The sequence below is a fragment of the Alteromonas sp. AWJ4_199 genome (genome assembly GCF_056159165.1).
Genome location: NZ_JBSWUR010000001.1, coordinates 1,765,754 through 1,789,377 on the forward strand (window position 1 = coordinate 1,765,754; position 23,624 = coordinate 1,789,377).

The 23,624-nt window shown below is 45.2% G+C and carries 20 protein-coding genes and 1 tRNA gene; 7 read left to right on the forward strand and 14 right to left on the reverse strand.

Annotated features, from left to right (window positions below; genetic code table 11):
- Positions 1–116: 116 nt before the first annotated feature.
- Complete coding sequence (locus ACXAER_RS07730) at positions 117–1,493, forward strand: Na+/H+ antiporter NhaC family protein (RefSeq protein WP_474828090.1); 1,377 nt, start codon at positions 117–119, stop codon at positions 1,491–1,493.
- 76 nt (positions 1,494–1,569) lie between these two features.
- Entirely contained in the window at positions 1,570–3,288 is a 1,719-nt protein-coding gene (gene ggt / locus ACXAER_RS07735) for a gamma-glutamyltransferase (protein ID WP_474828092.1), read from the forward strand.
- Between the two features lie 100 nt (positions 3,289–3,388).
- On the opposite strand, the gene ACXAER_RS07740 is transcribed toward ggt, so the two are convergent.
- Entirely contained in the window at positions 3,389–3,859 is a 471-nt protein-coding gene (locus ACXAER_RS07740; RefSeq protein ID WP_014948113.1) for a LabA-like NYN domain-containing protein, read from the reverse strand.
- An 89-nt stretch (positions 3,860–3,948) separates the two neighbouring features.
- Here ACXAER_RS07740 and ACXAER_RS07745 point away from each other — a divergent pair, with 89 nt between their 5' ends.
- Positions 3,949–4,656 (forward strand): PepSY domain-containing protein, encoded by a 708-nt coding sequence (locus tag ACXAER_RS07745; protein WP_239218050.1) that lies wholly within the window; start codon positions 3,949–3,951, stop codon positions 4,654–4,656.
- A 52-nt stretch (positions 4,657–4,708) separates the two neighbouring features.
- On the opposite strand, the gene ACXAER_RS07750 is transcribed toward ACXAER_RS07745, so the two are convergent.
- The 5 genes from ACXAER_RS07750 to ACXAER_RS07770 form a co-directional block, all read right to left on the reverse strand.
- The gene (locus tag ACXAER_RS07750) at positions 4,709–5,125 is read right to left on the reverse strand and encodes a VOC family protein (protein WP_474828096.1); all 417 of its coding nucleotides are present in this window, start codon (positions 5,123–5,125) and stop codon (positions 4,709–4,711) included.
- Between the two features lie 11 nt (positions 5,126–5,136).
- Entirely contained in the window at positions 5,137–6,543 is a 1,407-nt protein-coding gene (locus ACXAER_RS07755) for an aldehyde dehydrogenase family protein (protein ID WP_474828098.1), read from the reverse strand.
- A 315-nt stretch (positions 6,544–6,858) separates the two neighbouring features.
- The gene (locus ACXAER_RS07760) at positions 6,859–8,157 is read right to left on the reverse strand and encodes an adenylosuccinate synthase (protein ID WP_014948109.1); all 1,299 of its coding nucleotides are present in this window, start codon (positions 8,155–8,157) and stop codon (positions 6,859–6,861) included.
- A 506-nt stretch (positions 8,158–8,663) separates the two neighbouring features.
- A complete protein-coding gene (locus tag ACXAER_RS07765) occupies positions 8,664–8,846 on the reverse strand; it encodes a DUF2065 domain-containing protein (RefSeq protein WP_421713346.1) in 183 nt (60 codons plus the stop codon).
- A 55-nt stretch (positions 8,847–8,901) separates the two neighbouring features.
- A complete protein-coding gene (locus tag ACXAER_RS07770) occupies positions 8,902–10,080 on the reverse strand; it encodes an aminotransferase class V-fold PLP-dependent enzyme (RefSeq protein WP_474828100.1) in 1,179 nt (392 codons plus the stop codon).
- Between the two features lie 264 nt (positions 10,081–10,344).
- Here ACXAER_RS07770 and ACXAER_RS07775 point away from each other — a divergent pair, with 264 nt between their 5' ends.
- Positions 10,345–10,764 (forward strand): hypothetical protein, encoded by a 420-nt coding sequence (locus tag ACXAER_RS07775; RefSeq protein WP_474828102.1) that lies wholly within the window; start codon positions 10,345–10,347, stop codon positions 10,762–10,764.
- Positions 10,765–10,916: 152 nt separating this feature from the next.
- Here the strand turns inward: ACXAER_RS07775 and trxA are convergent, their stop codons facing one another.
- Positions 10,917–11,786, reverse strand: coding sequence for a thioredoxin (trxA, locus tag ACXAER_RS07780; protein ID WP_474828104.1), 870 nt, complete (start codon positions 11,784–11,786; stop codon positions 10,917–10,919).
- A gap of 250 nt (positions 11,787–12,036) precedes the next feature.
- Between trxA and ACXAER_RS07785 the strand changes: the two genes are divergently transcribed.
- Together ACXAER_RS07785 and ACXAER_RS07790 are read left to right on the forward strand one after the other, a co-directional pair.
- Complete coding sequence (locus ACXAER_RS07785; RefSeq protein WP_474828106.1) at positions 12,037–12,369, forward strand: Mpo1-like protein; 333 nt, start codon at positions 12,037–12,039, stop codon at positions 12,367–12,369.
- Positions 12,370–12,667: 298 nt separating this feature from the next.
- On the forward strand, positions 12,668–14,776 hold the full coding sequence (locus ACXAER_RS07790) for a S9 family peptidase (protein ID WP_474828108.1): 2,109 nt from the start codon (positions 12,668–12,670) through the stop codon (positions 14,774–14,776).
- 83 nt (positions 14,777–14,859) lie between these two features.
- On the opposite strand, the gene ACXAER_RS07795 is transcribed toward ACXAER_RS07790, so the two are convergent.
- The 6 genes from ACXAER_RS07795 to purE all read right to left on the reverse strand — a co-directional run bounded on the left by ACXAER_RS07795 (position 14,860) and on the right by purE (position 19,287).
- The gene (locus ACXAER_RS07795; RefSeq protein WP_474828110.1) at positions 14,860–16,041 is read right to left on the reverse strand and encodes a PQQ-dependent sugar dehydrogenase; all 1,182 of its coding nucleotides are present in this window, start codon (positions 16,039–16,041) and stop codon (positions 14,860–14,862) included.
- Between the two features lie 210 nt (positions 16,042–16,251).
- Complete coding sequence (locus tag ACXAER_RS07800) at positions 16,252–16,725, reverse strand: Dps family protein (RefSeq protein ID WP_474828112.1); 474 nt, start codon at positions 16,723–16,725, stop codon at positions 16,252–16,254.
- 186 nt (positions 16,726–16,911) lie between these two features.
- A complete protein-coding gene (locus tag ACXAER_RS07805; protein ID WP_474828114.1) occupies positions 16,912–17,457 on the reverse strand; it encodes a copper chaperone PCu(A)C in 546 nt (181 codons plus the stop codon).
- Positions 17,458–17,523: 66 nt separating this feature from the next.
- Positions 17,524–17,599, reverse strand: a tRNA-Thr gene (locus ACXAER_RS07810).
- Positions 17,600–17,659: 60 nt separating this feature from the next.
- A complete protein-coding gene (locus ACXAER_RS07815) occupies positions 17,660–18,796 on the reverse strand; it encodes a 5-(carboxyamino)imidazole ribonucleotide synthase (protein WP_474828116.1) in 1,137 nt (378 codons plus the stop codon).
- The gene (gene purE / locus ACXAER_RS07820; RefSeq protein WP_105930481.1) at positions 18,793–19,287 is read right to left on the reverse strand and encodes a 5-(carboxyamino)imidazole ribonucleotide mutase; all 495 of its coding nucleotides are present in this window, start codon (positions 19,285–19,287) and stop codon (positions 18,793–18,795) included. Before purE ends, ACXAER_RS07815 begins: the two co-directional genes overlap by 4 nt.
- A gap of 276 nt (positions 19,288–19,563) precedes the next feature.
- Here purE and nhaA point away from each other — a divergent pair, with 276 nt between their 5' ends.
- Positions 19,564–20,838: a Na+/H+ antiporter NhaA gene (gene nhaA, locus ACXAER_RS07825; RefSeq protein WP_474828118.1), complete on the forward strand. Its 1,275-nt coding sequence runs from the start codon at positions 19,564–19,566 to the stop codon at positions 20,836–20,838.
- Here nhaA and ACXAER_RS07830 read toward each other — a convergent pair.
- On the reverse strand, positions 20,800–23,619 hold the full coding sequence (locus ACXAER_RS07830) for a hybrid sensor histidine kinase/response regulator (RefSeq protein WP_474828120.1): 2,820 nt from the start codon (positions 23,617–23,619) through the stop codon (positions 20,800–20,802). The two genes, nhaA and ACXAER_RS07830, sit on opposite strands and share 39 nt — an antisense overlap.
- Positions 23,620–23,624 lie beyond the last annotated feature (5 nt).

Sequence of the window (23,624 nt, forward strand, 5' to 3'; positions counted from 1 at the left end):
CTGCAATCACACATTCTCTTACGCAAATAGACATACCCATAGGGCAAGTAGAGCGTAGTAATATTTCAAAGCTCAACAAGTCCTAGGCACACATAAATTTAAGTTTGGAAAGAAGTATGGATTGGATGTCAGTCATCCCCCCTCTTGTGGCTATTGCCGTCGTTTTTTGGAAAAAAGAAGTCATTTTAGCATTGGCGCTAGCCGTTCTGTCTGCCGAAGCCTTAATTCTGGTAAATGCTGATATCGCAACCAGCTACATGGCCCCAATTAATGCCATAGAGCGTGTGGTTGATACTGCTGCCAGCCCTGGCAATACACGGGTGCTTATTTTCTCTGTACTAGTGGGCGCGTTGCTAGCATTTATACGTGACTCTGGCGGAGTAACGGCAACGGTCAACTTTCTAGTAAACAAAGGGGTAGCGAAGAGTCGCAAACAAGTTGGCGGCTTGACCATGTTCACCGGAATCGCCGTATTCATTGAATCAAACTTAAGTGTGCTCACTGCCGGCATATTCGCCCGAGGTCTGTTTGATCGCTTCGGCATGAGCCGCGCGCGCTTAGCTTACATCATCGATTCCACCAGCGCGCCCGTTTGTATTTTGATTTTATTGAACGGCTGGGGCGCATTTATACTCAGCCTGCTAGATGCATACGAGCTACCTGCTTCGTCGGCTTCCATTTTATGGGGCAGCGTATTTTTCAACTTTTACGCTATCTTCACCTTACTTATTGTGGCCTACACGATTTCCGCTGACAAAGTGCATGGCCCCATGGCTGAGGAAGAAAAAGCACTCACGCATGTAGAGGTTAACCAAACTACGGAACCTGCCACCAAGGCTCGTTTCATGTTGGTACCGCTAATAGTAATGGTATTAAGCATGGTTGGCTTCATGTTCTGGACAGGTAACGGCGTATTGTCTGAAGGCAGCGGGAGCAAATCTGTACTTTACGCTACGGCTCTTGCCACTGCCATTGCCTATGGTCTGCTCTTAATCCACAAACGTTTTACCCACAAGGAAGCGGTAGAAATTGGTTTTAAAGGGATGGGTGAACTACTTCCTCTAGTCACCATAGTGTTACTGTCGTTAACCTTAGGCAATAGCCTCAAGGTGCTTGGAACAGGCGTGTTTGTCGCGGGCATAGTGGGAGAGTATCTTCCTTTGGTGCTTATTGTTCCCATGCTATTTATTGCCGGAGCGATCATGTCGTTTACCACAGGCACGTCATGGGGCACATTCGCCATCCTAATTCCTATTGGTGTGCCGCTGATTCAAAGTTTAGGGTTACCCCCTTCACTGGTCATTGGCGCTATATTGGGTGGCGGTATATTTGGTGATCACTGTTCGCCTATCTCCGACACTACTGCCGTATCTTCGCTAGCAGCAGGTACTGACGTATTAACGCACGTTAAAACTCAGTTTCCCTACGCACTATTTGCGGGCGCACTTACGCTTATTGCCTATTTTGTAGCAAGCTTGGTCATGCTTGGTTAATGCCGTTGATTAAAGTTTGCTGGAAGTCAGTTGCTAATCGCAAAGGTTTAGCAATGTCTGTAACAAGGAGTTTGTAATGAAAAAGCGGATAGCTAACGTCGGGTTTATCTCGGTAATAGTGGCATTTATTTCAGTAGTGGCAGCGTGTTCCCATGGGCCAAATGCCCCTGTTGATAGCGCTAGCAACAATACAGTTGGGCTTAGCCAACAGGCCGTTGCCATGCCTGACAGCTACAGTGCCGATGCTGCAATGCAGGTACTCCAAGAAGGTGGAAACGCAATTGATGCTGCTATTACGGCACAGTTTGTCTTGGCTGTTACTCTACCTGAGGCGGGCAACGTAGGCGGTGGCGGCTTTATGACAATAAAGTTTGAAGATAACACCGACTTTTTAGATTACCGTGAAATGGCACCTGAAAATGCGCATCGCGATATGTATCTTGACGAGAAAGGTGACGTAAAACCGTACGAGTCTTTGTTTGGGGCTAAAGCGTCTGGCATTCCTGGTACCGTTGCTGGTATGTGGGCCGCGCATAAAAAATACGGCACATTGGAGTGGGAGCGTCTACTCGCACCAGCCGTTGATTTGGCCGAGCAAGGTTTTGTGGTTCACGAGAAGCTGGCCAATAACATTGATCACTATATTGAGCGTACCAAAGAAGCAGCTATCAATAACAACTTTAGCGAGTATTTTGCACACGCTAAAGCAGGCACTACCTTCAAACAGCCAGAGCTAGCGAAAACGCTTAAAGCTATTCAGCAAAAGGGAAAGGATGGCTTTTATAAAGGCGATGTAGCAAAGCATATTGTTGACTTTATGCAGCAAAACGGCGGCCTTATTACCTATGAAGACTTACTGGCTTACAAAGCAGTGTGGCGCAAACCTCTTCACCTAAACTGGCAAGGTTATGAGCTGGTGACCGCACCTCCTCCAAGCTCTGGTGGTGTTGCCGTTGCCCAGTGGATCGGCATGCTAGAAGCCTATGACGCAACGCACGATTTGCCAGCGCAAAACAGTACTGAATATATTCACGTTATGTCAGAAATTGGTAAGCGCGTGTTTGCCGATCGCGCTGAATATATGGGCGATCCTGATTTTGTTAGTGTTCCGGTAAAAGCGCTCACTGACGCAAACTATATTACTCAACGCGCAGCAGATATTCAGCCTACCAGCATTTCTGATACCCCAAGCGTTAAGCCTGGTTTAAAAGAAAGCGAAGATACAACACACTTCTCTATTATGGACAGATGGGGTAACGCTGTTGCTAATACAACGACCATCAACCTTACTTTTGGTAGCGGTGTTGTTGTGACTGGTGCTGGCTTTTTGTTGAATGATGAAATGGACGATTTTAGTGCTAAGCCTGGCGTGCCTAACTTCTTTGGCGCTGTAGGTGGTGAGGCGAATGCTATTGAACCTTACAAGCGCATGCTGTCTTCTATGACACCAACGCTGGTCACTAAAGACGACCAAGTGGTTCTGGTAACAGGCTCTCCTGGCGGCACTACCATTATTTCATCAGTAACTCAGTCGCTATTGAATGCCCTGCTTTACGATATGAGCGCTGAAGAAGCCGTGAACTCACCACGTTTTCATCACCAGCTATTGCCCAAAGACACCATTCGTATGCACGACGGGTTTACAGAGGCAACGGTAAATGAGCTTAAAGCAATGGGCTATACCATAGATAACCGTCGCTTTGGTGATGTACATTTAATTAAGCGTACTAAAGAGGGTGTAGAAGCCGCATCTGAAAAAAGCGGACGAGGTAAGAGCCTAGTACAACCATATTAGTACAGCCTTATCAGCACAGGGCTGTTAGCTGAGCCACATTAGTGGAGCTTTGGGGGCTCAGCGTTATTAGTTCAGCCTTGAACAAAGTACAAGCTGAAAACTACAACAACAGCGTGGCGTCGATAGGCACGTACTTAGACGCCACTTTTTGAATACTTTCAGCCGTTAATGCAGGAACACCGTACACCGTTACGGTTTTCCCTTTTGCTTTAAGGGCGTTTACAAGAATATCGAAATCGCCGTCGCCCGACACCAAAATGATCTCATCAACATCGTCGGCGTGTTCAAGTGCATCTACTGTTATACCTACATCCCAGTCACCTTTCGCCGAGCCGTCAGCACGTTGAATGAAAGGCTTTAACTTTACTTCAAATCCAATAGCACGAAGAATGTTTTGAAATTCACGCTGCTTGCTGTCACCCCTGTCTATGGCGTATGCGAAAGCATGGGCTATATCCAAGTTGTAGGTAAGTTCACGCCAAAACTGGTTGTAATTAAAGTTGCGTTTGTACGCCTGACGGCAGGTGTAATACACATTTTGTACGTCTACCAGCACTAATGCTTTATTCAAAACCACCCTCTTCTTCGGTTTACTCGGTTATTGTTTTCTGATGTTATAGCCTTTTGATAATAAAACCAAAAAACCTGATGATGAAATTTATGCGCAAAGCGCACAACTACCTGGGCTTAATACTGTTCATTCAAATTGGTCTATGGTTCTTAAGTGGTCTGGTTATGGCGTGGTTACCTATCGATGAAGTAAGAGGCAACCACTTAAAACACGCCGTCACTACGTCGTGGCACAACGTTACGGTTACCCCTTCAGACATTTTGCGCCACCACAGTAGCGCTGCCGTACTTTCACTTACTCACCGTATAAATGAAGTAGACCATGCTGACCCAAACACGCTTGATGCTATTCCTGTTTATCATGTCGTGGATGACAACATTGCCTATCGCTACAGCGCATTAACAGGTGAAGCTTTGCAAACCATGCAAGAAAGCGCTATTCGTAAAGCAGCAAAAGGGCAATACGCAGGTACTGGCGATATTGGTGAGACCCGGCTATTAAGCGTGTTGCCTCAAGAAGTGCAAAACCTGTCTGCGCCATTATGGCAGGTAAACTTCGATGACGACCTAAATTCGCGGTTTTATATCGACCCAAACACTGGCAGTGTTCTGCGCGTACGTACCGACACATGGCGGCTGTTTGATTTTATGTGGATGTTGCACATAATGGATTACAAGGACAGAAGTAACTTTAACACGCCGTGGTTAATTGCTTTTTCGGGCAGCGCCTTTTTGTTCACCCTTACAGGTGTTGCGCTTTTATATAAGCGCTTCAAACCAAAAAAGAAGAAGCGCTAGCCTAGTATCAGGCAGCTCTTTGATGTACGGCAAAGAGCAACTGCCCCCATTATTATGAAGCGAAAAGCTGAGACATATCTGCGAACGCTTTGAACTCTAACGCGTTGCCGAAAGGGTCTTTAAAAAACATAGTGGCTTGTTCGCCGGGCTTTCCTTTAAAGCGAATATAAGGTGCGATAACAAACTCGGTATTGGCAGCCTCTAATTTACTTGCCAGAGCTTGCCAATCGTCCATGGTTAGCACAACGCCGAAGTGCGGCACCGGCACGGCATGATCGTCTACCCCGTTATAAGCAGGCGGCGACGGCATGGCCTCTACACAGTGCGTCACTAATTGATGGCCGAAGAAGTTCCAGTCTATCCACTGGGTGTCACTGCGGCCCTTTCCACAACCCAACAACTCACCGTAGAACGCTTCTGCGTCGGTTAAATTAGTGACCGGAATGGCAAGATGAAAAGGTTGAACCATGAAAACTCCTATTATAAGAACTTCTTAAGCAACGACAGCTTAAACTTAGAAAACGGCGCATAACGAAAGAACACGTCAAGGGCGAATGAACGTTTCATTACCGTTTTAATATGGCTGAATGTATCAAAACCTGCTTGGCCATGATAGTTACCCATGCCGCTATTTCCTACGCCACCAAACGGTAACTCAGGGTTAGTCATGAACAGCATAGTGTCGTTAGTACACACACTGCCTGAACTGGTTTTGCTGATAATATTATCAAGCACATCGTCCTTATCACTAAATGCATAAAGTGCGAGTGGCTTAGGCCTGCTGTTCACGAACTTAATGCCCGCCTCCATGTTGTCGACAGTGATAATAGGTAGAATAGGGCCGAAGATCTCTTCTTTCATTAGCGGGCTATCTAGCGATGGCTCCAGTACAAGGGTAGGCGCCATTGCTGGACGAGATTCATCTAGCTCGCCGCCATACACCACATTGACGTTTTCAAGGTAACTTTCAAGACGCTTTAAGTGACGATGATTAACGATATTGCCGTAATCTCGTGACGATAAAGGTGCTTTGCCGTATTGCTTTTTCAGCTCTTTTTTAACCGCATCAATAAGCTTTTGCTCAAAGCCCTTTTCAACAATGACATAGTCAGGCGCAATACACGTTTGGCCTGCATTCATCCATTTACCCCACACTAAACGGCGCGCGGTGACATCAAGGTTTGTGTTTTTATCAACAAAACAGGGACTCTTACCGCCAAGCTCAAGGGTTACTGGCGTTAAATGTTTGGCCGCGGCGCTCATGACAATTTTGCCCACCACTTCACCACCGGTGTAAAAAATATGGTCCCATTTGCAGGCAAGTAGCGCTGTGGCTTCATCTTTACCGCCTTCTATTACGGCAACGCATGAATTATCCATATATTGGGGGATAAGCTTAGCCACCAGCGACGAGGTTTCTTCAGCCAATTCAGAGGGTTTCAATACTGCACAGTTCCCCGCCGCGATGGCAGCAATGTAAGGGGCAAGCAATAACTGAAGCGGATAATTCCACGCTCCGATAATAAGCACAGTGCCAAGCGGCTCAGGCTTGCGAAAGCTCTTACCTGGCCATGCCACCATGGGCGTAGATACTTTGCGCGGCTTTGCCCATTTATCCAAGTGCTTAAGCGTATGCTTGATATCAGAAAGTAGAAAGCCTTGTTCAGCGACCATGGCTTCGGTCTTACATTTGCCCAAGTCATTTTTAAGGGCCTGCAAAATGTCGTGCTGGTTGTCTTTAAGTAGTGTCTCTAATGCCTTTAACTGGCTTTTACGCCATTCCAGGGACTGGGTTTTCCCTGTATCGAAACTGTCATTAAGTTTGTGAACAACATCAACGAAACACACACCGGTTTCCACTGCGTGAAGAGAAGGTCTATTTGGCATAAGAAGGCTCCGATAGCATAACACCCACTGCAACAATTCTATGGCTCATCTTAAGATTGTTGTCGGGCAAAGCAGCGCAATAATTAACTGATACTATCTTATATTAATAGGGATGTTCGAAGACAACGCAACTAAATTGTTAATTAATGTTTAATGCGTTTGCGTTTCAGGCCCTAACCGTAGGACTTATAGGAATAAAATGCAGGTGCTAAAAAATGAAGCGTGATCAGTGAAAATGAAAAAGAGGTAAAGTTTGTGTGCAACAAAAAAAGCCCGGTAAACACCGGGCTTTAGAAGGTATATAACGCTTTGCTATTACGCGTCGTATGGGCTGCGTAAAACGATAGTTTCGTTTCTGTCAGGGCCTGTTGAAACGATATCAACCGGCACACCTGTTAGCTCTTCAAGACGCTTAATGTAGTTTTTCGCAGCTTGTGGAAGCGCTTCAAACTCAGTTACACCAAAAGTGTTGTCTGTCCAACCCGGCATTTCTTCATATACTGGCGTTACTTTCTCGTAACCGTCAGCCGCCATAGGTGGCACGTCTTTCACGTTACCGTCTGCATCTTTGTAGCCTACACAAATTTGAAGGCTTTCAAGACCGTCTAGTACGTCAAGCTTAGTTAAGCAGAAACCTGTAATAGAGTTGATTTGTACTGCGCGTTTCATCGCAACTGCATCGAACCAACCTGTACGGCGCTTACGGCCTGTGGTTGCGCCAAACTCGTGACCTTTAACACCTAAGTGTTGGCCTACTTCACATTCTAGTTCAGTAGGGAAAGGACCTGAGCCTACACGCGTAGTGTATGCTTTAACAATACCCAGTACGTAATCTAGCTTAAGTGGGCCAAAGCCAGCACCCGTTGCTACACCACCAACGGTAGTGTTTGACGACGTAACATAAGGATAAGTACCGTGATCGATGTCTAGAAGTGTACCTTGTGCACCTTCAAACATAATAGGCAAGCCAGCATTGTGTGCTTTGTCTAGCTCGTCAGTTACATCAACAACCATTGCTTTAAGAATGTCAGCAACTTCCATTGCACCTTTTAAGGTTTCGTCAAAGTCTACTGCTTCTTCGCCATAGTACTGAGTAAGCGTGAAGTTATGCACGTCTAGCACTTCTTTCAGCTTTGCTGCGAAGTCTTCTGCATTAAACAAGTCGCCAACGCGTAATCCACGACGGGCTACTTTATCTTCATACGCTGGACCGATACCACGACCCGTTGTACCAATTGCTTTTGCGCCGCGGGCTTTTTCGCGCGCTACGTCTAGTGCAATGTGATAAGGAAGAATAAGCGGACAAGCTTCACTAATCTTTAATCGCTCGCGCACTGGAACGCCACGCTCTTCAAGCATAGTCATTTCTTTCATTAGTGCGTCAGGGCTTAGCACAACACCGTTACCAATAATACAGGTAACATTATCGCGTAGGATGCCTGATGGGATTAAGTGAAGTACGGTTTTTTCACCGTCGATTACTAGAGTGTGACCTGCATTGTGTCCGCCTTGGTAACGAACAACATATTTTGCGCGATCAGTGAGTAGGTCTACGACCTTGCCTTTACCCTCGTCACCCCATTGAGTGCCGAGTACCACAACGTTCTTTGCCATGAATCATATGTGTAAGAAAATTAGGCGGGGATTCTACAAAATTCTAGGGCAAGGATCATCTCTTTTTCGAACAAAAATACGACTATTTTATTTTTATTTTTGAAATCACAAAGATGACTTACTGCCCTTCAAGTCTTTTTGAAATAAGGCTTGGCAAAGTATTTTTCGACACGAACTTTCTAAGGCGCTAATTTTTAAAGCATTCTAAACTTCATATAACATGAAAGCTGAACAATCGGTCTACCCACAGTCTGCGCTAGGGTCATTTATATAATTTTTCGCTATTTATTTACCGGCGTTGTAATGCTTTAAAGCGAATTAGGTATTCGAAGGGCTGAAAATATACCTCTGAATGTTGAATACAGGTTTAAGAGCACACTTTTCAGTCAACGGTAAAGTCGCGCTCCTTTTCGTACTATGTATTATGGTAAAGCGTGTGGCAGTGTTTGATGAGGTCCGTTTTCACACCGCTTCACGCCTCTTAATGCCTAGTTCTGGGCGCTATCTCAACTGAAATAAAACAGCAGTAGTGCGCCTATTATCACAAGGGTTCCGCCAACTTGACGCAGTTGATTACTGGGCTGTTGGCTTATCTGAAGTAAATAATTGCGCCATTTATTAGGAAAAAGAAGCGGCCCTATTCCTTCTATAATAAGTACCAACGCTAAAGCGGGTAATAACCACTCCATAAAACTATCCTTAAATAAGTGTGACGTTAATATTTACGTATGTTTAAAGCAACACTTACGCTTTCTGATTCAGTGCGGTTAAATCAATGTACTCAGGGGTGTGGTACAGACCAAAACCAAACCGTAAGCGGTTTCCTCTAAAATCGGTAAGGATATGGTGCTCTTTAAGCGCTGAAGCAAGGGCTTTTGTTTCATCGGCACTATCTAATTCAAAGGTAAGGAAATGCCCTCGGTTTGCTTCATCACTTACTGCTAGATGTTTTTCGTTTAGCAAGGGATGGTTGCAGGTAGCAAGTTTCTCTAGAAATGTGCGCTGCATGCCCATTACGTATTCGTTAACTGTAGCGACATCAATGCCATTGTCGTCGAACATACGAAGCACGGCTCTTAATCTGTAGAGCGCGGTAAAATCCATGGTCGCACCAGCAAAGCGCATTCCATTTAGACTATATTGAACGTTATTTTTACCGCCCGTCTCGCGGGGTTTGTCTAACTCGCCGAATTCGGCAAACCAGCCGGTATAGCTGGGTCTTAGCTCACAGCCCACGGGTACGTGCGCAAAACATGCCCCCTCTCCTGCCTGAGCATATTTGTAACTACCGGCAAGATAAAAGGCTCGGTGGGCAATGTTCGCTATATCGGTAGGCTTTGCCATAAACCCGTGATAGCCATCAACCACAATAAGGGTATTGTCGTTAGTTACGCTATTTACGATATCTGTGACATCGTTCACCACGTATCCGGAATTAAAAAACACCTGACTAAAGAAAACCAGCTCGGGATCGTGTTCGGCAATGGCGGCCTTAAAGCGCGACGCAAACGTATCGTAGGGTTTAGTAGGTACGGTAATAAGTTCTATCGCACCCTGCTCTTGCATCCTACTCGCTTGGCGCTGAAAACTGTGAAACTCGCTGTCTGTCGACACTACTTTATAAGGCGCAGCGCTATCGATGCAGCTCATTACGCGATAAAGCAGCTCATGGGTATTGGGCGCAAAAACGATTTGCTGTGGTGCTCCAGTGTTCAGTATGTTGCTAATGCGCTGCTGTAGCTCTGGCACCAAAGTTTGGAAGAAATATCCCCATTTTTCGTCAACATACTTAGCGCTGTCATCCCAGTAGTTGAGCATTGCTTCGCGCGTGCAGTCGGGCCAAAAGTAGTGGCTGTGACACGCATAATGCTGTTTACCTTTGTTCGCATTTAGAAAACCCGTGTAAAAATGCTGATATGCCATGCTCTATTGCCCAATATAAAAACTGCGTAAACCCTATCAAATTTCTACCTTTTTCGCATGAATCTGCGCCTGCAACAAAACATTTATTTACAAATTAAGTGTAAATTGTTTTGCCCAAATCGACGTGCTTAGTGATATTTCTTATATAAACACAATCACTGCAAATTTTAAGAACTCTGCTATACCCTATAGAGGCAAGATGTTTTTGTTAGCCGAGTTAGCAAGCTCCGTCTGTTCCACGCAGACAAACATTAAAGGTATTTTATGCGTTTTCCTAAATACGGAAATTATTCATTGGATGTCTCAGGTAACGTTCTTGAGGTGTTTGCTACTGGGGCGTGGAACCTTAAAACAACCGAGTATTTTATTGAAGAGATGCATGCGCTTATTGATAGGTTCGACAATAAGCCTTGGGCTGCCTTAATGGACGGACGCCGTTGGGTATTATCTACGCCGGAATGTCAGACCCGTTTAGCGGATGCAATAAAGGTGAATATTTCAAGAGGGCTTACTCGCTCAGCGTATGTGCTGGATAGCGGAATGGTCAAGCGAGCTCAACTAGAACGCACCCATCCTTCTAAACAACGTGACTTTAAAACAAGCGACTATGAGCGGGAATATTTTGAAAAATACTTCGAGGCACTAAATTGGCTGCATGAGGAAGGGTTTTCACCTATTTGCTAGTTTTTAACGAACACGATAGCCGGCCCGACAATACACTTATTCTTACAAACATTGGGTTAGTCGCAACAACTAGTTCGATTAACCGTGTAGCCAATTTCCAAGCCTAAGGCGACGGTTTTAGCGTTACGGTGAAAGCTAAAACCCGAATAGGCTTAGTACAACAAGCTATAAACTTTACGACGATACTCAGACTTAAGCGGATCGCCGTCAGCGAGTGCATTCATCATATCCATCATTAACTTTCTGGCATCGCCAAAGCCAAGCTCTTTCTTTAGTACGGTATAAAGAAGCTCAAGCGCGTCTTGTGCTTTGTTCGCTTGCTGCAATTGTACAGCTAAGTCTACTTTCAGCTGAAGGTCATCAGGGTTCGCCTCTACTGCCGCTTGAAGCTGGCGTATTTCCGGCGTATCTGCAGCTTGTTCTGCAAGTTCAATTTTGCCCGCCAAACTCTTATAGCGAGAGTCTTGATCTACCAGCTTAATCTCTTCAAGCAAAGCTTTGGCTGCATCGATAGAGCCAGTCTCAACGTAGCAATCAATAAGCATATACTTAGCGTTTACGTTTTCAGGGTTAAGCGTTAAGGCTTCTTTTGCCGCAGGCAGTGCTTCGGCATAATCCCCTTGCTGAATCGCCTTGCCGGCAGTGGCAAGTAGATCATCTTCTGGATTTGGCAAATATTTAGCCAGCATTTCACGAATTTGCTGCTCAGGTTGTACACCCGCAAAGCCATCGACGGGCTGACCGTTTTGCACCACCATTACCGTTGGTAGGCTTCTAATACCAAACTGAGCAGCCACTTCTTGCTGTGCTTCACAGTCTACTTTGGCCAAAATCAAATGCTGACTATATTCACCTGCCAACTTTTCTAATATGGGCATTAGGTCTTTACACGGTTCGCACCAATCAGCCCAGAAGTCGATAAGCACTAGTTTTTCTTGCGATGCTTCTACAATAATTTGCTGAAAGTTTTCTACCGTAATATCTACGATGGTTGCTTGGCTATTTGCAACGAGATTTTCCATAACGCAGGCCTTAAATTTCTTGTATTGAGAGGAATATGGGGCAGACGCTTCAAAATTACAAGGCTAAGGGAAGTTATCTTTAGTTTCGGAACAAGCGGCATACTCTTTTTATAAAAGCGGCCATTTCGCCTTTGTCGCTTTCACGACAATCTCTACCTTCAAGGAATGTTAATGTGGTGTAAAATTTCTCTATTGAGATACTTTATTATTAAGCCACCTAATTTCTATAAGATTTGGCTAAGAAGGTTTTATGACTACACAAACCAGCACAGACACTCAGTTTGCTTCGTTCAAAGAGTTTTACCCGTTTTATTTAAATGAGCATAAAGACGGCACATGCCGCACGCTTCATTTTATCGGCTCTTGGCTAGTACTTAGCGTTATAGCGCTAGCGGTATTTATGGCGAGCTGGTCGCTACTGTGGTTTATACCGCTAGTAGGTTACGGCTTTGCGTGGGTAGGACATTTCTTTTTTGAGAAAAATCGTCCCGCTACATTTAAACACCCCCTTTACAGTTTGATGGGCGATTGGGTTATGTTTAAAGATATTCTGGTAGGCAACATTAGCCTTAAAGGCGAATGAGAATTACACAAAGGCGATACTGCGTTCATACCGATAATACCCGCTGTTAGCCTTCCATTGTTATACATAGCGTCATGTGCTGCGATACATGCAGCAATTCGCATTTTTAACGGACAATCCACCCCCTTCACCGCACACCCTTTACATAATGGAAACGAAAGCGATATGGTTGAGAATAAGGTTCTCAGTTTACTTAATTAACCCTAGCGTTAACGTTAAGAGCACGACTGCGAACACATTATCTTGAAAAACGCCGCCTATCGCGCATAGCGCAAAAAGAATGACAAAAGGAACAAACATGTTTGTGTCTCGTTTCCCCCTTCGCCCTATACAACAAGGTTTATTAGCTACCTCGACAGCGTTATCACTGTTGGTTTTAGGCATAAGCCAAGCTAGTGCATTGCAAAACTCTGACTCTGATTCAGGTAGCGTAAATGCGCTAACGTATGAAGATACCTTTAACTTAGAGTTTGTCACTAACCCTCAATTCCTCGATAAGGAAACGGTTATTTATTCTCGTCAAAGCATGGATATCATGACTGACGGAAGACAAAGCCGGTTGTGGCAGGTAAACATTAAATCCGGTGAACATCGCCCGTTTATTGGGGGGGACGAAAACTTGTCACAGGCCACCTTATCGCCCAACGGTAAAATGGTGGCGTTTACAAAAGCGGTCAACGGCCGCGCACAAATCCATCTTTATTACTTAGACACTATGCAGTCGGTGCGTTTAACCAATACCAGCGAGACACCTCGCCAGTTAACCTGGTCTCATGACAGCAAAACCTTAGCCTTTACACAGTTTACTGAAGAAAAGCAAAAGCCATTGTTTACCGGTATGCCAAGCAAACCTAAGGGTGCGAAGTGGGCTGAACAAGGCACGTATATTGATGCGGTGCAGTATAGAGGTGACGGCAGAGGCTACCTGCGTGAAGGCTTCGAGCAGATTTTTATTCTGCCTGTAGAAGGCGGCACGCCGCGACAGTTAACAACGGGGAAATTTCCGAGCGGCGGTACCCTTTCTTTCTCTAAAGAAAATAACTGGATTTATTTCGCCACACCACAACGAGAAGACTACGCACTGCATCCTTTATTTAGCGACATCTATAAAGTGAATGTGAACACAGCGACAGTTGAACAAGTTACCGATATCGAAGGCCCTGAAGGCAGGCCAACCTTGAGCCCCGACGGAAAATACCTTGCGTTTACTCAGCTCAACGACAGAAAGCTTTCATATCAGAATGGCGACCTAGTTGTACTTGAGCTTAAAAGTGGTGATATTACCCGCTTAACCACATCGCTAGATAGAAGCATAGGAAAGTTCACGTGGCGTAAAGACAGTCGCGGATTAGTTTTCTCTTACCTTGATCATGGCGAAACTAAACTTGCTGCGGTGAACCTTAAAGGTGATGTAAAAACTATCGACGTTAGCATAGGTGGTCAAGCGTTTGGCCGCCCCTACACGTCGGGCGACTTCGCAGTTAGTGATAAAGGCGACATTGTTTACACAATGGCAAGCCGCACTGTACCTGGCGACCTGGCGCTTTATAGAAAAGGCAAAGACGATACGCAACTCACCGATTTAAACAGCGACGCACTTGGTCATAAAACGCTGGCAGAAGTACAAGACCTTTCCGTAGTATCAAGTGTGGACGAGCTACCTATCGACGCATGGATTGCTTTGCCACCAGGATTTGATAGCAGCAAAAAATACCCGCTAATTTTAGAAATTCATGGCGGTCCACATGCAGCCTACGGCCCTCATTTTGCTATGGAAATTCAACTAATGGCCGCGCAAGGTTATGTCGTGGTATGGGCTAACCCAAGGGGCAGCAGCTCTTACGGTGAAGACTTTGGTAACCTGATTCACCATAACTATCCGTCAGAAGATTACAACGACTTGATGGACGTGGTAGACGCGGTTGTTAAGCAAGGCTATGTAGATTCAGAGAGTCTGTTTATTACTGGCGGCTCAGGCGGCGGAACCCTTACCGCATGGTCCATCGGTAAGACTGATCGCTTTAGCGCAGCCGTTGTGGCTAAGCCGGTTATTAATTGGATGAGCTTTTCGTTGACGGCCGATGCGTATCCTTACTTTAGCCAATATTGGATGACTGATATGCCGTGGAATATTGCCGATAAACTCTGGCAACGCAGTCCTTTGAGCTTAGTAGGCAACGTGGTTACGCCAACCATGCTACTTACTGGCGAAGCCGATCACCGCACTCCCATCAGTGAGACCGAGCAATACTATCAAGCGTTGAAGCTGCAAGGTGTGGATGCGGCTATGGTACGAATTCCAGGTGCGTCACACGGCATAGCAAGCCGCCCTTCGCGATTAATTCAAAAAGTGGGGAATATTGTGGCGTGGTTTGAGCGCTACAAGAAAGACAACTACAGCGAATAAATCGTTTTAAACCCGCAGCTCTTTTTAAGAAAAAAGGCGCCCTTCAGTGAATGAAATGGCGCCTTCCTTTTTATCATCGACCCTTATTTGGTCAGCTTCACTACTTTGCCGTTAGGGGCATCAGTCAGTAAGTAAATGGCACCATCTGGCCCCACTTCTACGTCGCGGATGCGGTCGTGATTGTCGCGAACATATTCAAACTGCTCACCAGGCTTTCCATCTTCTACCTTGATACGGCGAAGGTGGGTAAATTTTAAAGACCCCACTAATATATCGCCGTTCCACTCTTTAAACATGTCGCCTTGATAGAAGGTTAGGCCGCTTGGTGCAATGGACGGGTTCCAGTACAACCAAGGTTGCTTCATACCATCCATATGAGTTTTATCGCTGATAATATCGCCGCTGTAGTCAACGCCATAAGTAATCTCTGGCCAACCGTAGTTCGCACCGCGCTCTAGGATATTAATTTCATCACCGCCTTTGGGGCCGTGTTCCATTGCCCAGACTACGCCAGTTTCAGGGTGTATAGTGACGCCTTGCACGTTGCGGTGACCATAGCTGAATATTTCAGGGGCATTGCCATCGGTAAAAGGGTTATCTTCTACAGCACTACCGTCACGATTAATACGCACAATTTTACCAAAGTGGTTATCGGTGTTCTGCGCTTCTTTCATATACTTATAGCGGTCGCCCATGGTGACGTATAAGTGCTTTTTAGCATCGAATACTAAGCGACAGCCAAAGTGAAAGCCGTTATCGACAATAGAGTCGGCACTAAAAATAACTTCAACATTTTCAAGGCCCGACTCAGTGAGCTTAGCCTTTGCAACACTACTGCTGCTGCCCGGCTTGCCTTCGACCTCACTGGCTTTACTGTAACAGAAGTAAATGGTGTTATTGCTGGCAAAATCCGGATCGATAGCGATGTCCAACATACCACCTTGATTTTGCGCAACCACTTCAGGCACATTGTTTAAACGCCCTGATAACTTACCGTCTTTCGACAAGCGCTGAATGCCACCTTCACGTTCCGTAACTAGCAGATCGCCATTTGGCAAAAATGCCATTCCCCAAGGATGAACAAGCCCTTCAGCAAGCGTGGTTACGGTAATATCGCTGTCGGTGATTTCATGCGCTTCGCCATGTTTATGGTCTCCGTGAGCTAAAGCGGATTGGCTGATCGTAAGCGCCAATACACAAGTAAGTGACTGCGCTAGCGCGCTCACAGGTTTGAATGGTAAAGCTAAAATAGTTGATGGTTTCATCGCTAGGAGCCTCATTTTAAAAAGCCGTGTACGCGTTAACACAGGCTTCTTCTATTATTTTTAGTGGTAGGCAGTATACAAAAAAGGGCACAGCGCTGCTGTACCCTTTGTGATAGTTTTACTCGCTTATGCGATAAAAACGACTCGCTTTAAGGCGCATGATGAACATCAGCCGATGCACTTATATACATGCTTCATTTATCACGCGATTTACTTCGGTAATGTTGCGCGAAGCATCCACGCTGTTTTCTCGTGAACGCGCATACGGTCACCGATTAACGCTGCAGATGATTCATCGTCAGCATCTTGCGCCAGCTTTAATGATTCACGACACGTTTTCACTACTTGCTCATGACCATGAGTCAGTAAGCGAACCATTTCCGTGGCTTCAGGTACACCTTCCACTTCTTCAATTGAACTAAGCTCAGCGAACGCCTTATACGTGCCCGGCGCTGAAACACCTAGAGTACGAATACGCTCTGCAATTTCGTCTACCGCTTCGGCCAGCTCGGTGTAATGCTCTTCAAACATAAGATGCAGTTCACGGAACTGCGGCCCTTCTACATTCCAATGGAAGTTATGCGTTTGAAGGTACAAAGTGTAAGAATCGGCCAATAGCTTTTTCAGGCCTTCTGCTACTGCGTTACGATCGCTTTCAGAAATACCAATATCAATCTTGCTCATGTCACACTCCTTAACGTTAAAACCTTTTTTAGATTTACCTTCAGTCCATTTATCGGCGCTGAAAAATCTTGGTTTAAATAATATAAGTTAATAGTACTACAGAAATTTTGATTTAGATTAACGGTTTAGTTGATTGCATTCATCGCATTAATCGATGACTTTATACATTCTGCCTCAGCCACTCTATTAATGGTGGTGATGGTGGCTTTCGCCCGCTTCTTTTTTAACAGGTAGCAAAACCTGTAGTTCGCTCGCATCGCTAAATGTGAGGGTTAGTGCTACTTCGCTGCCCTCTTCTAATCCTTTGGTTAGCCCCATCAACATGATATGACGGCCGCCTGATTCAAAAGAGACCATTTCGCCCGCTTTTATTTTAACGCCGTCAGTTAGCTCACGCATTTTCATCACGTCTTCCTCCATCACCGTTGTGTGGATTTGCGCTTCACTTGCTACATCGCTTGATACTGAAACAGACGTCAGTGTTTTATCGCTGTCACTATGATTATGCAAAGTAAAGTACACTGCGCCGGTTTTTGCCAAAGCAAAGGTCGCTCTGGCATAACCATTCATTACCATTACATCTGATTGCTTACTAGCGTGCTTGTGCTGCTTTTTTGGCATGTGATGGTTATCATGGTCATTGCCATGCGCGTAAATACTCGCAGACAAGCTTAAAGAAAATAAGCCAGTTACGATAACTAACGGTTTAAGTGAATTGGAAAAAAATGACATACAGTCTGCTCCGAATGAATATTCGTTAGCAAGTGTACGTAAGTTTGGCATAGGAAAAAAGAGAAATGGTGCCGACTGCCGGAATCGAACTGGCGACCTACTGATTACAAGTCAGTTGCTCTACCAACTGAGCTAAGTCGGCACACTTTAAAAACCGCTGCCTAGACAGCGGATGCGTATTCTAGCGATAAACGCGTGGGTGTCAACCTTTTAATCGCGTTGCTTCACCAACTAATTTCGGGAAGTACTCAAGTGGTAAATATTTGCTCAATGCCATGAGCTTTTCACCTAAGCTTTCATAACTATTAGTGGTGACATTGATGTGCCCCATTTTGCGTTTTTCACGAACAGACTTTCCGTACCAATGCAGGTGGCTTCCATCAATGCTTAACAGGTCTCGTGAAAAGCTGCTGCAACCAATGATGTTAACCATAGCACTTGGCCCTATGGCTGACGTATCGCCAAGAGGCAAGCCGCAAACAGCACGCAAGTGGTTCTCAAACTGACTGGTTACAGCGCCTGACTGGCTCCAATGCCCAGAGTTATGTACACGCGGCGCAAGTTCATTGACAAGCAGTTTATCGCCAACTTGGAATAACTCCACTGCCAGCACGCCTATGTAGTCCATACCCTCAGCCAGTTTCACGAAAATATCGTGAGCTTGAGCCTGAAGAGCGTCATCTACACTAGTCGCAGGCGCGACCGACACATGAAGCTGACCTTGGTGATGCAGATTTTCAGCAAGTGGATAGGTTCTCACGTCGCCATTAGCATTGCGTACACCAATTAACGACAGCTCTCTATCGAATGCCACCATTTTCTCTACCACTAATGGCACATTTTCTAAGTCCAAGCCTTGTAGCGAGCTTTTTAGCGCTGGCAAATCGGCTTCATCACTTAGTCGCCACTGACCGTAACCGTCGTATCCATCACGACTTGCTTTAAGAATAAGCTTAGAACCAAGCTGCTTGATGCAATCATCTAGCTGAGCAAGGTCTGTCACAATCTGGTGTTCGCAATTCGCCACCTGCATGCTTTCAAGTAACTTTTTTTCGCGAACCCGGTCGGCACCGACGAGAATACTGTCGATATTCGGCATCAACTTGTTTGTTTTGGCCGCTTCTTCAAGCAATCTTTCAGGTACGTGCTCAAACTCTACCGTTAATGCATCGGCATCCTCTAGCGCTTGCGCTAGTGTTGTATCGAGTGGGGTTTTGCTAACTGGATGTACAACGGTATCGTTGTTTACGTCCACAGCTTGAACTTCAATACCTAGTGGACTTCCCGCTAGGTACATCATTTGAGCAAGTTGGCCTGCGCCGTAAACGACTACTCTCATTCATCTAACTCCAATGTGTTGCTTGACGCTAGAACGGTTTCGGTTTGAGATTTTCTAAAAGCAATAACCGCATCACGTACACTTTCTTCTTGAAGTGCAACTACTTGCGCTGCCAGAAGACCTGCATTAGCGGCTCCCGCCTCACCGATAGCCAATGTACCTACCGCAACGCCCTTGGGCATTTGAACAATTGAGAGAAGTGAATCTAACCCATTTAATGCTTTTGATTTAACTGGGCACCCGAACACAGGTAAATGCGTATGTGCGGCAATCATGCCCGGTAAGTGAGCTGCGCCACCTGCGCCAGCAATGATTGCGCTGAAACCTTCATCAGCAGCATTTTCTGCAAACTCTACTAGCAAGTTAGGTGTGCGATGCGCCGACACCACCTTCGCTTCAAATTCAACACCAAACGACTTCAGCATCTTTGCGGCCTGCTGCATAGTAGGCCAGTCTGAAGTTGAACCCATTACAATCGCGACTTTTGCCATCTAGAGATCCTCGGAGTAGGTAAAATGGACAACCTTGGAAAGGCCGCGATTGTAGCTTAAAACCGTTCAAAATCCCACCGTAAATGGCGTGAAATATAGTGCTATAGAGCACGAACGAATAAAAGCACTCTACCTTGACCGGTGATCTATCTAAACCTAATAACCCGTATTAACTATAATTAATTTGTGAAGAAAAACTGCCGTATAACACGGATTAGCAACAGCTACGTTATAAGCTTTGCGGTGTTAGTAGTTAAATGGCGCAAGAGGTTATTGATGACAGATAAGCATGAACCCGACGTACTTGACGAAGTCATAGAAGAAGTGCAGGACGTGGTCTCTGATTTCTTAAACCGCGAGGCTGCTCCCGGTATTTTGCTGATGGCAGCGACAATACTCGCACTCATTATTGCCAATTCCCCATTAGATACCCTTTACGACCATTTAATCAGCATGCCAGTTCAAATATCCGCTGGGTCGTGGGCTATTGATAAACCATTGCTGCTATGGATTAACGATGGCTTGATGGCAGTCTTTTTCTTTCACGTAGGCCTAGAGCTTAAACGGGAAGTTTGTGAAGGTGAGCTAGCAAACCCTAAAGATATTATTCTACCTGCTGCTGGTGCCGTGGGCGGTATGGCACTGCCAGCATTAATCTATGTAGGTATAAACTGGGATAACCCAGTGGCGATTGCAGGTTGGGCCATTCCCGCTGCCACAGACATTGCCTTTGCGTTGGGTATTTTGGCGCTACTTGGTAGTAGAGTACCTACTAGCCTAAAAGTGTTTTTAGTTACGCTAGCCATCATCGACGACATTGGCGCTATTGTAATTATTGCTTTGTTCTACACCGAGCACATTACCGCAAGTGCGCTGTACATTGCTGCTGGCTGCCTACTGTTGTTGTGGCAAATGAACAAGCGAAATGTGGTGGATATTCCAGCCTATGTTTTTGTAGGCCTCATTTTATGGGTAGCTATGCTGAAGTCGGGTGTGCACGCGACGTTAGCCGGTGTGGTACTGGCTAGTTTTATTCCCATGCGAGATCAAAAAGACCCGTCATACTCTCCAGTAACTCGACTTGAGCACGGTTTAAATGGTTCTGTAAGTTTTGCCATTTTGCCTTTGTTCGCCTTTGCTAATGCGGGCATTAGTTTTGGCAATATTAGCCCAGAAGGAATTTTTCACCCTGTAACCTTTGGCATTTTCCTTGGCTTGGTTGTGGGAAAACAAATAGGTGTATTTGGGTTTTGCTATTTAATGGTAAAGCTGAAACTAGCAAAGTTACCTGATGACCTGAACTTCAAGCATATTTATGGCTGTGCGCTGCTTTGCGGCGTTGGTTTTACTATGAGTCTGTTTATAGGAGGCCTTGCTTTTGAACAAACCGGGATTAATCAAATCTTTGATGAGCGGGTCGGAATTTTAGCGGGCTCACTCGTGTCTGCGTGCTTGGGCTACATTGTATTGCGCCTGGTAAGTGATGCACCGAGTGATGACACTGACGTAGCCTCAAACGCTAGCAAGCTCACGGGCAATACAGTCAAATAGCACTTGCTTGCGTATAGGCTTACTTAAATGCGCATTCATGCCTGCTTCTAAGCAGGCATTTTTATCTTCGACAAATGCGTTGGCCGTTAGCGCTATAATTTTAATCTTAGTTTTATTTCGACCTTCTTTGCGGATAAGTGTGGATGCAGCTAATCCATCCATTATGGGCATCTGACAGTCCATTAAAACTAGATCGAAATCATGTTTTTTCTCTGCCTGAACGGCATCTCTGCCATTCTTAGTTCGAATACATTTGATGTTCGCTGATTTAAGCATATCCATCACGATGTCAGCGTTTATATCATTATCTTCTGCAAGAAGTACGCGAAGACCGCTGGGGAGTGTTGCTGAGGTCTTACGTTGCTCCTGCTTATCACTATTACTCGTCGTGGCCGGAATATGGAAGGTAAAATTAGTTCCCTTACCCAATTCACTTTCAACGTAGAGTTCGCCGCCGAGCAACTCAACCAGTCCTTTGGATATGGCCAAGCCTAGACCGGTTCCTCCAAAGTGGCGGGTGGTTGAGGTGTCAGCTTGCTCAAACTTTTCAAAGATAAGGTGTATTTTTTCAGGGGCGATACCGATGCCGCTATCCCGTATCGAAACTTTAAGCCCTTGGTGCGCGTAATCAACGTCAACCGAAACTTGACCTTCATTGGTAAATTTAATCGCGTTACTAAGAAGGTTATTAATAACCTGAGCTACTTTTCCAGCATCAATGTTTAAGGCATGGGGTACATGGTCACTAATATGAAGCGCAATGTCGTATCCCTTAACCTGCGCCGTATGGCGATAAAGTTCACAGGAAGCTTCAAGCAATTCACGAATGTCACAGCGCTGGATATCACTGAGCATTTTGCCTGATTCAATTTTCGACCAATCCAAAATACTGTCCAAAATAATCAATAAATTAGTAGCTGAACGAGAAATCGTTTTTGCTCTCACTGCGATATGTTCAGGAAGCTCGTTGTCTAACATCAATTCGCAAGAACCAACGATACCGTTCATTGGCGTTCTTATCTCGTGACTCATATTGGCGAGAAATTGCGTTTTGGCAACGTTAGCAGCTTCAGCTTCTTTTAACGCTTGTGCTAAATGCTCAGTCTTTTCCTCTATGCGCTTTTCCAAGGACTGGTTCAACTCATTAAGTTCTACGTTTAGCCCCTGCTCTATTTCTCTCGCTTTCTTAAGCTCATCAAAGGCACCTGACAAGCGGGTTTCTAAGCGCATAAACTCATCGCTTAGTAACGATAGTTCTTGAATGTGGAGTGCTCTTTGCGGCGCTTTTTTTCCTTGTTGCTGTGTAGGTTCGAAGTCTGCAATATAGCGAACGAGACGGCGAATGGGTGCTCCTACCATTTTCGCTACTACATAGCCTGTAAAGGTCCCGAACGCAGACAAAGCCAGCAATAAAAGTAAATCTTTGAGTAAATAACTACTCATTGATGCCATCAAAAGCCGTTTGTCGAAATAATAGCTAACCTTCCAATTGGCAAAAGAAATGTTCTTGGTAAATCTTAGCCACGTCTTACCTTGAGGACCATCATCAACTTCAATGGAACATTTGGGCTCACATAAATAAAACGGTGCTTTAGTTAACGGCTTTAACGCTAACGCCTCTGAGGCGTAAATTACCTCACCCTTTTGATCTTCGATTAACATCGAGAATCCACCGAGACTAAGGCTATCAATAGCATGAAAGCTCTTCAGAGATAATGACCCTTCAACAATACCTTTAGGCGCCCCATTGCTACCTAATATAGGCGCAGATAGCGCGACAATTGGGTCGTTACCAAAGCCACGGCCTTGGAAAACGTTAGATAAAAATGGCACGCCACTTTGCATAACTTCATAAAAATAAGGCCGATAAGACACATTGGGCCGCCCATTTTGCTTTGCTTTTTCCAACATGCTTGGTGGATAGGCATGCGTAATATCACCATCTTCATTGGCTACCAGAAAGGTTAAAAATTCAGGGTTATGAGAAGCCACAATTTGTAGATTTTTGGCTGCGATGTTTTCGGCATTTTTTTCCGAACCACTATTAGAAAGTACTTTCGCTGTAGCGGTAATAGCATTTTGATGATGACGTAAAAAGTTTGAAAGCTGGAACTCCAGCACTTTAACTCGCTGGGCCATATAACTGTAAATTTGCCGCTCTTGTTGATGCTGAAACAAGCTGACTGACAGATATATCACCGCCATAGAAGCAACAAAAAAGCATCCTGAGAAAAAATACCCGAAGAGAAAGTGAAGCGTGACCCGCTCGGATTTGTACGAAGTTTGGCGCTTCAGGCCATAAATGGCTAAGTAAGCGAAATGGCCGATGATCAAACCAAATACACCACTGACCCAAGTAACTAAAACGCCAGAGAACACCATGTTCACGTTGCCATCATCGAACAGAGAGTGTTCTAACAGCAAAATGGGTAAAAAGACGATAGACCAGAAGCCTGCGCCTACTTTAATCACTTGCTTTAGCGATTTATTATAGCCGAAAAAGCTAAGTACTATTGGCAAAAGAGTGAGACTTTCTTTGCCAACAATGCTGCCTTCGTTTAGCCAAAGTGGCAGACTGATTAGAAGTCCAATGGGAATTGAAATAAAAGGGGAAAAGCGAAGGGAGGCGTAAACTGCCGCTCCTATACCAAATGCGGCTATTCCAGTGCTGTCAAAAGGTGGAGAAAGGGCATTTAAACTTGCACCCAACACACATACAATTAATGCTTGGAAGGCCAGAGACCATGAAATGGAAAACGAATTACTACCAATTTTCAACACATGTC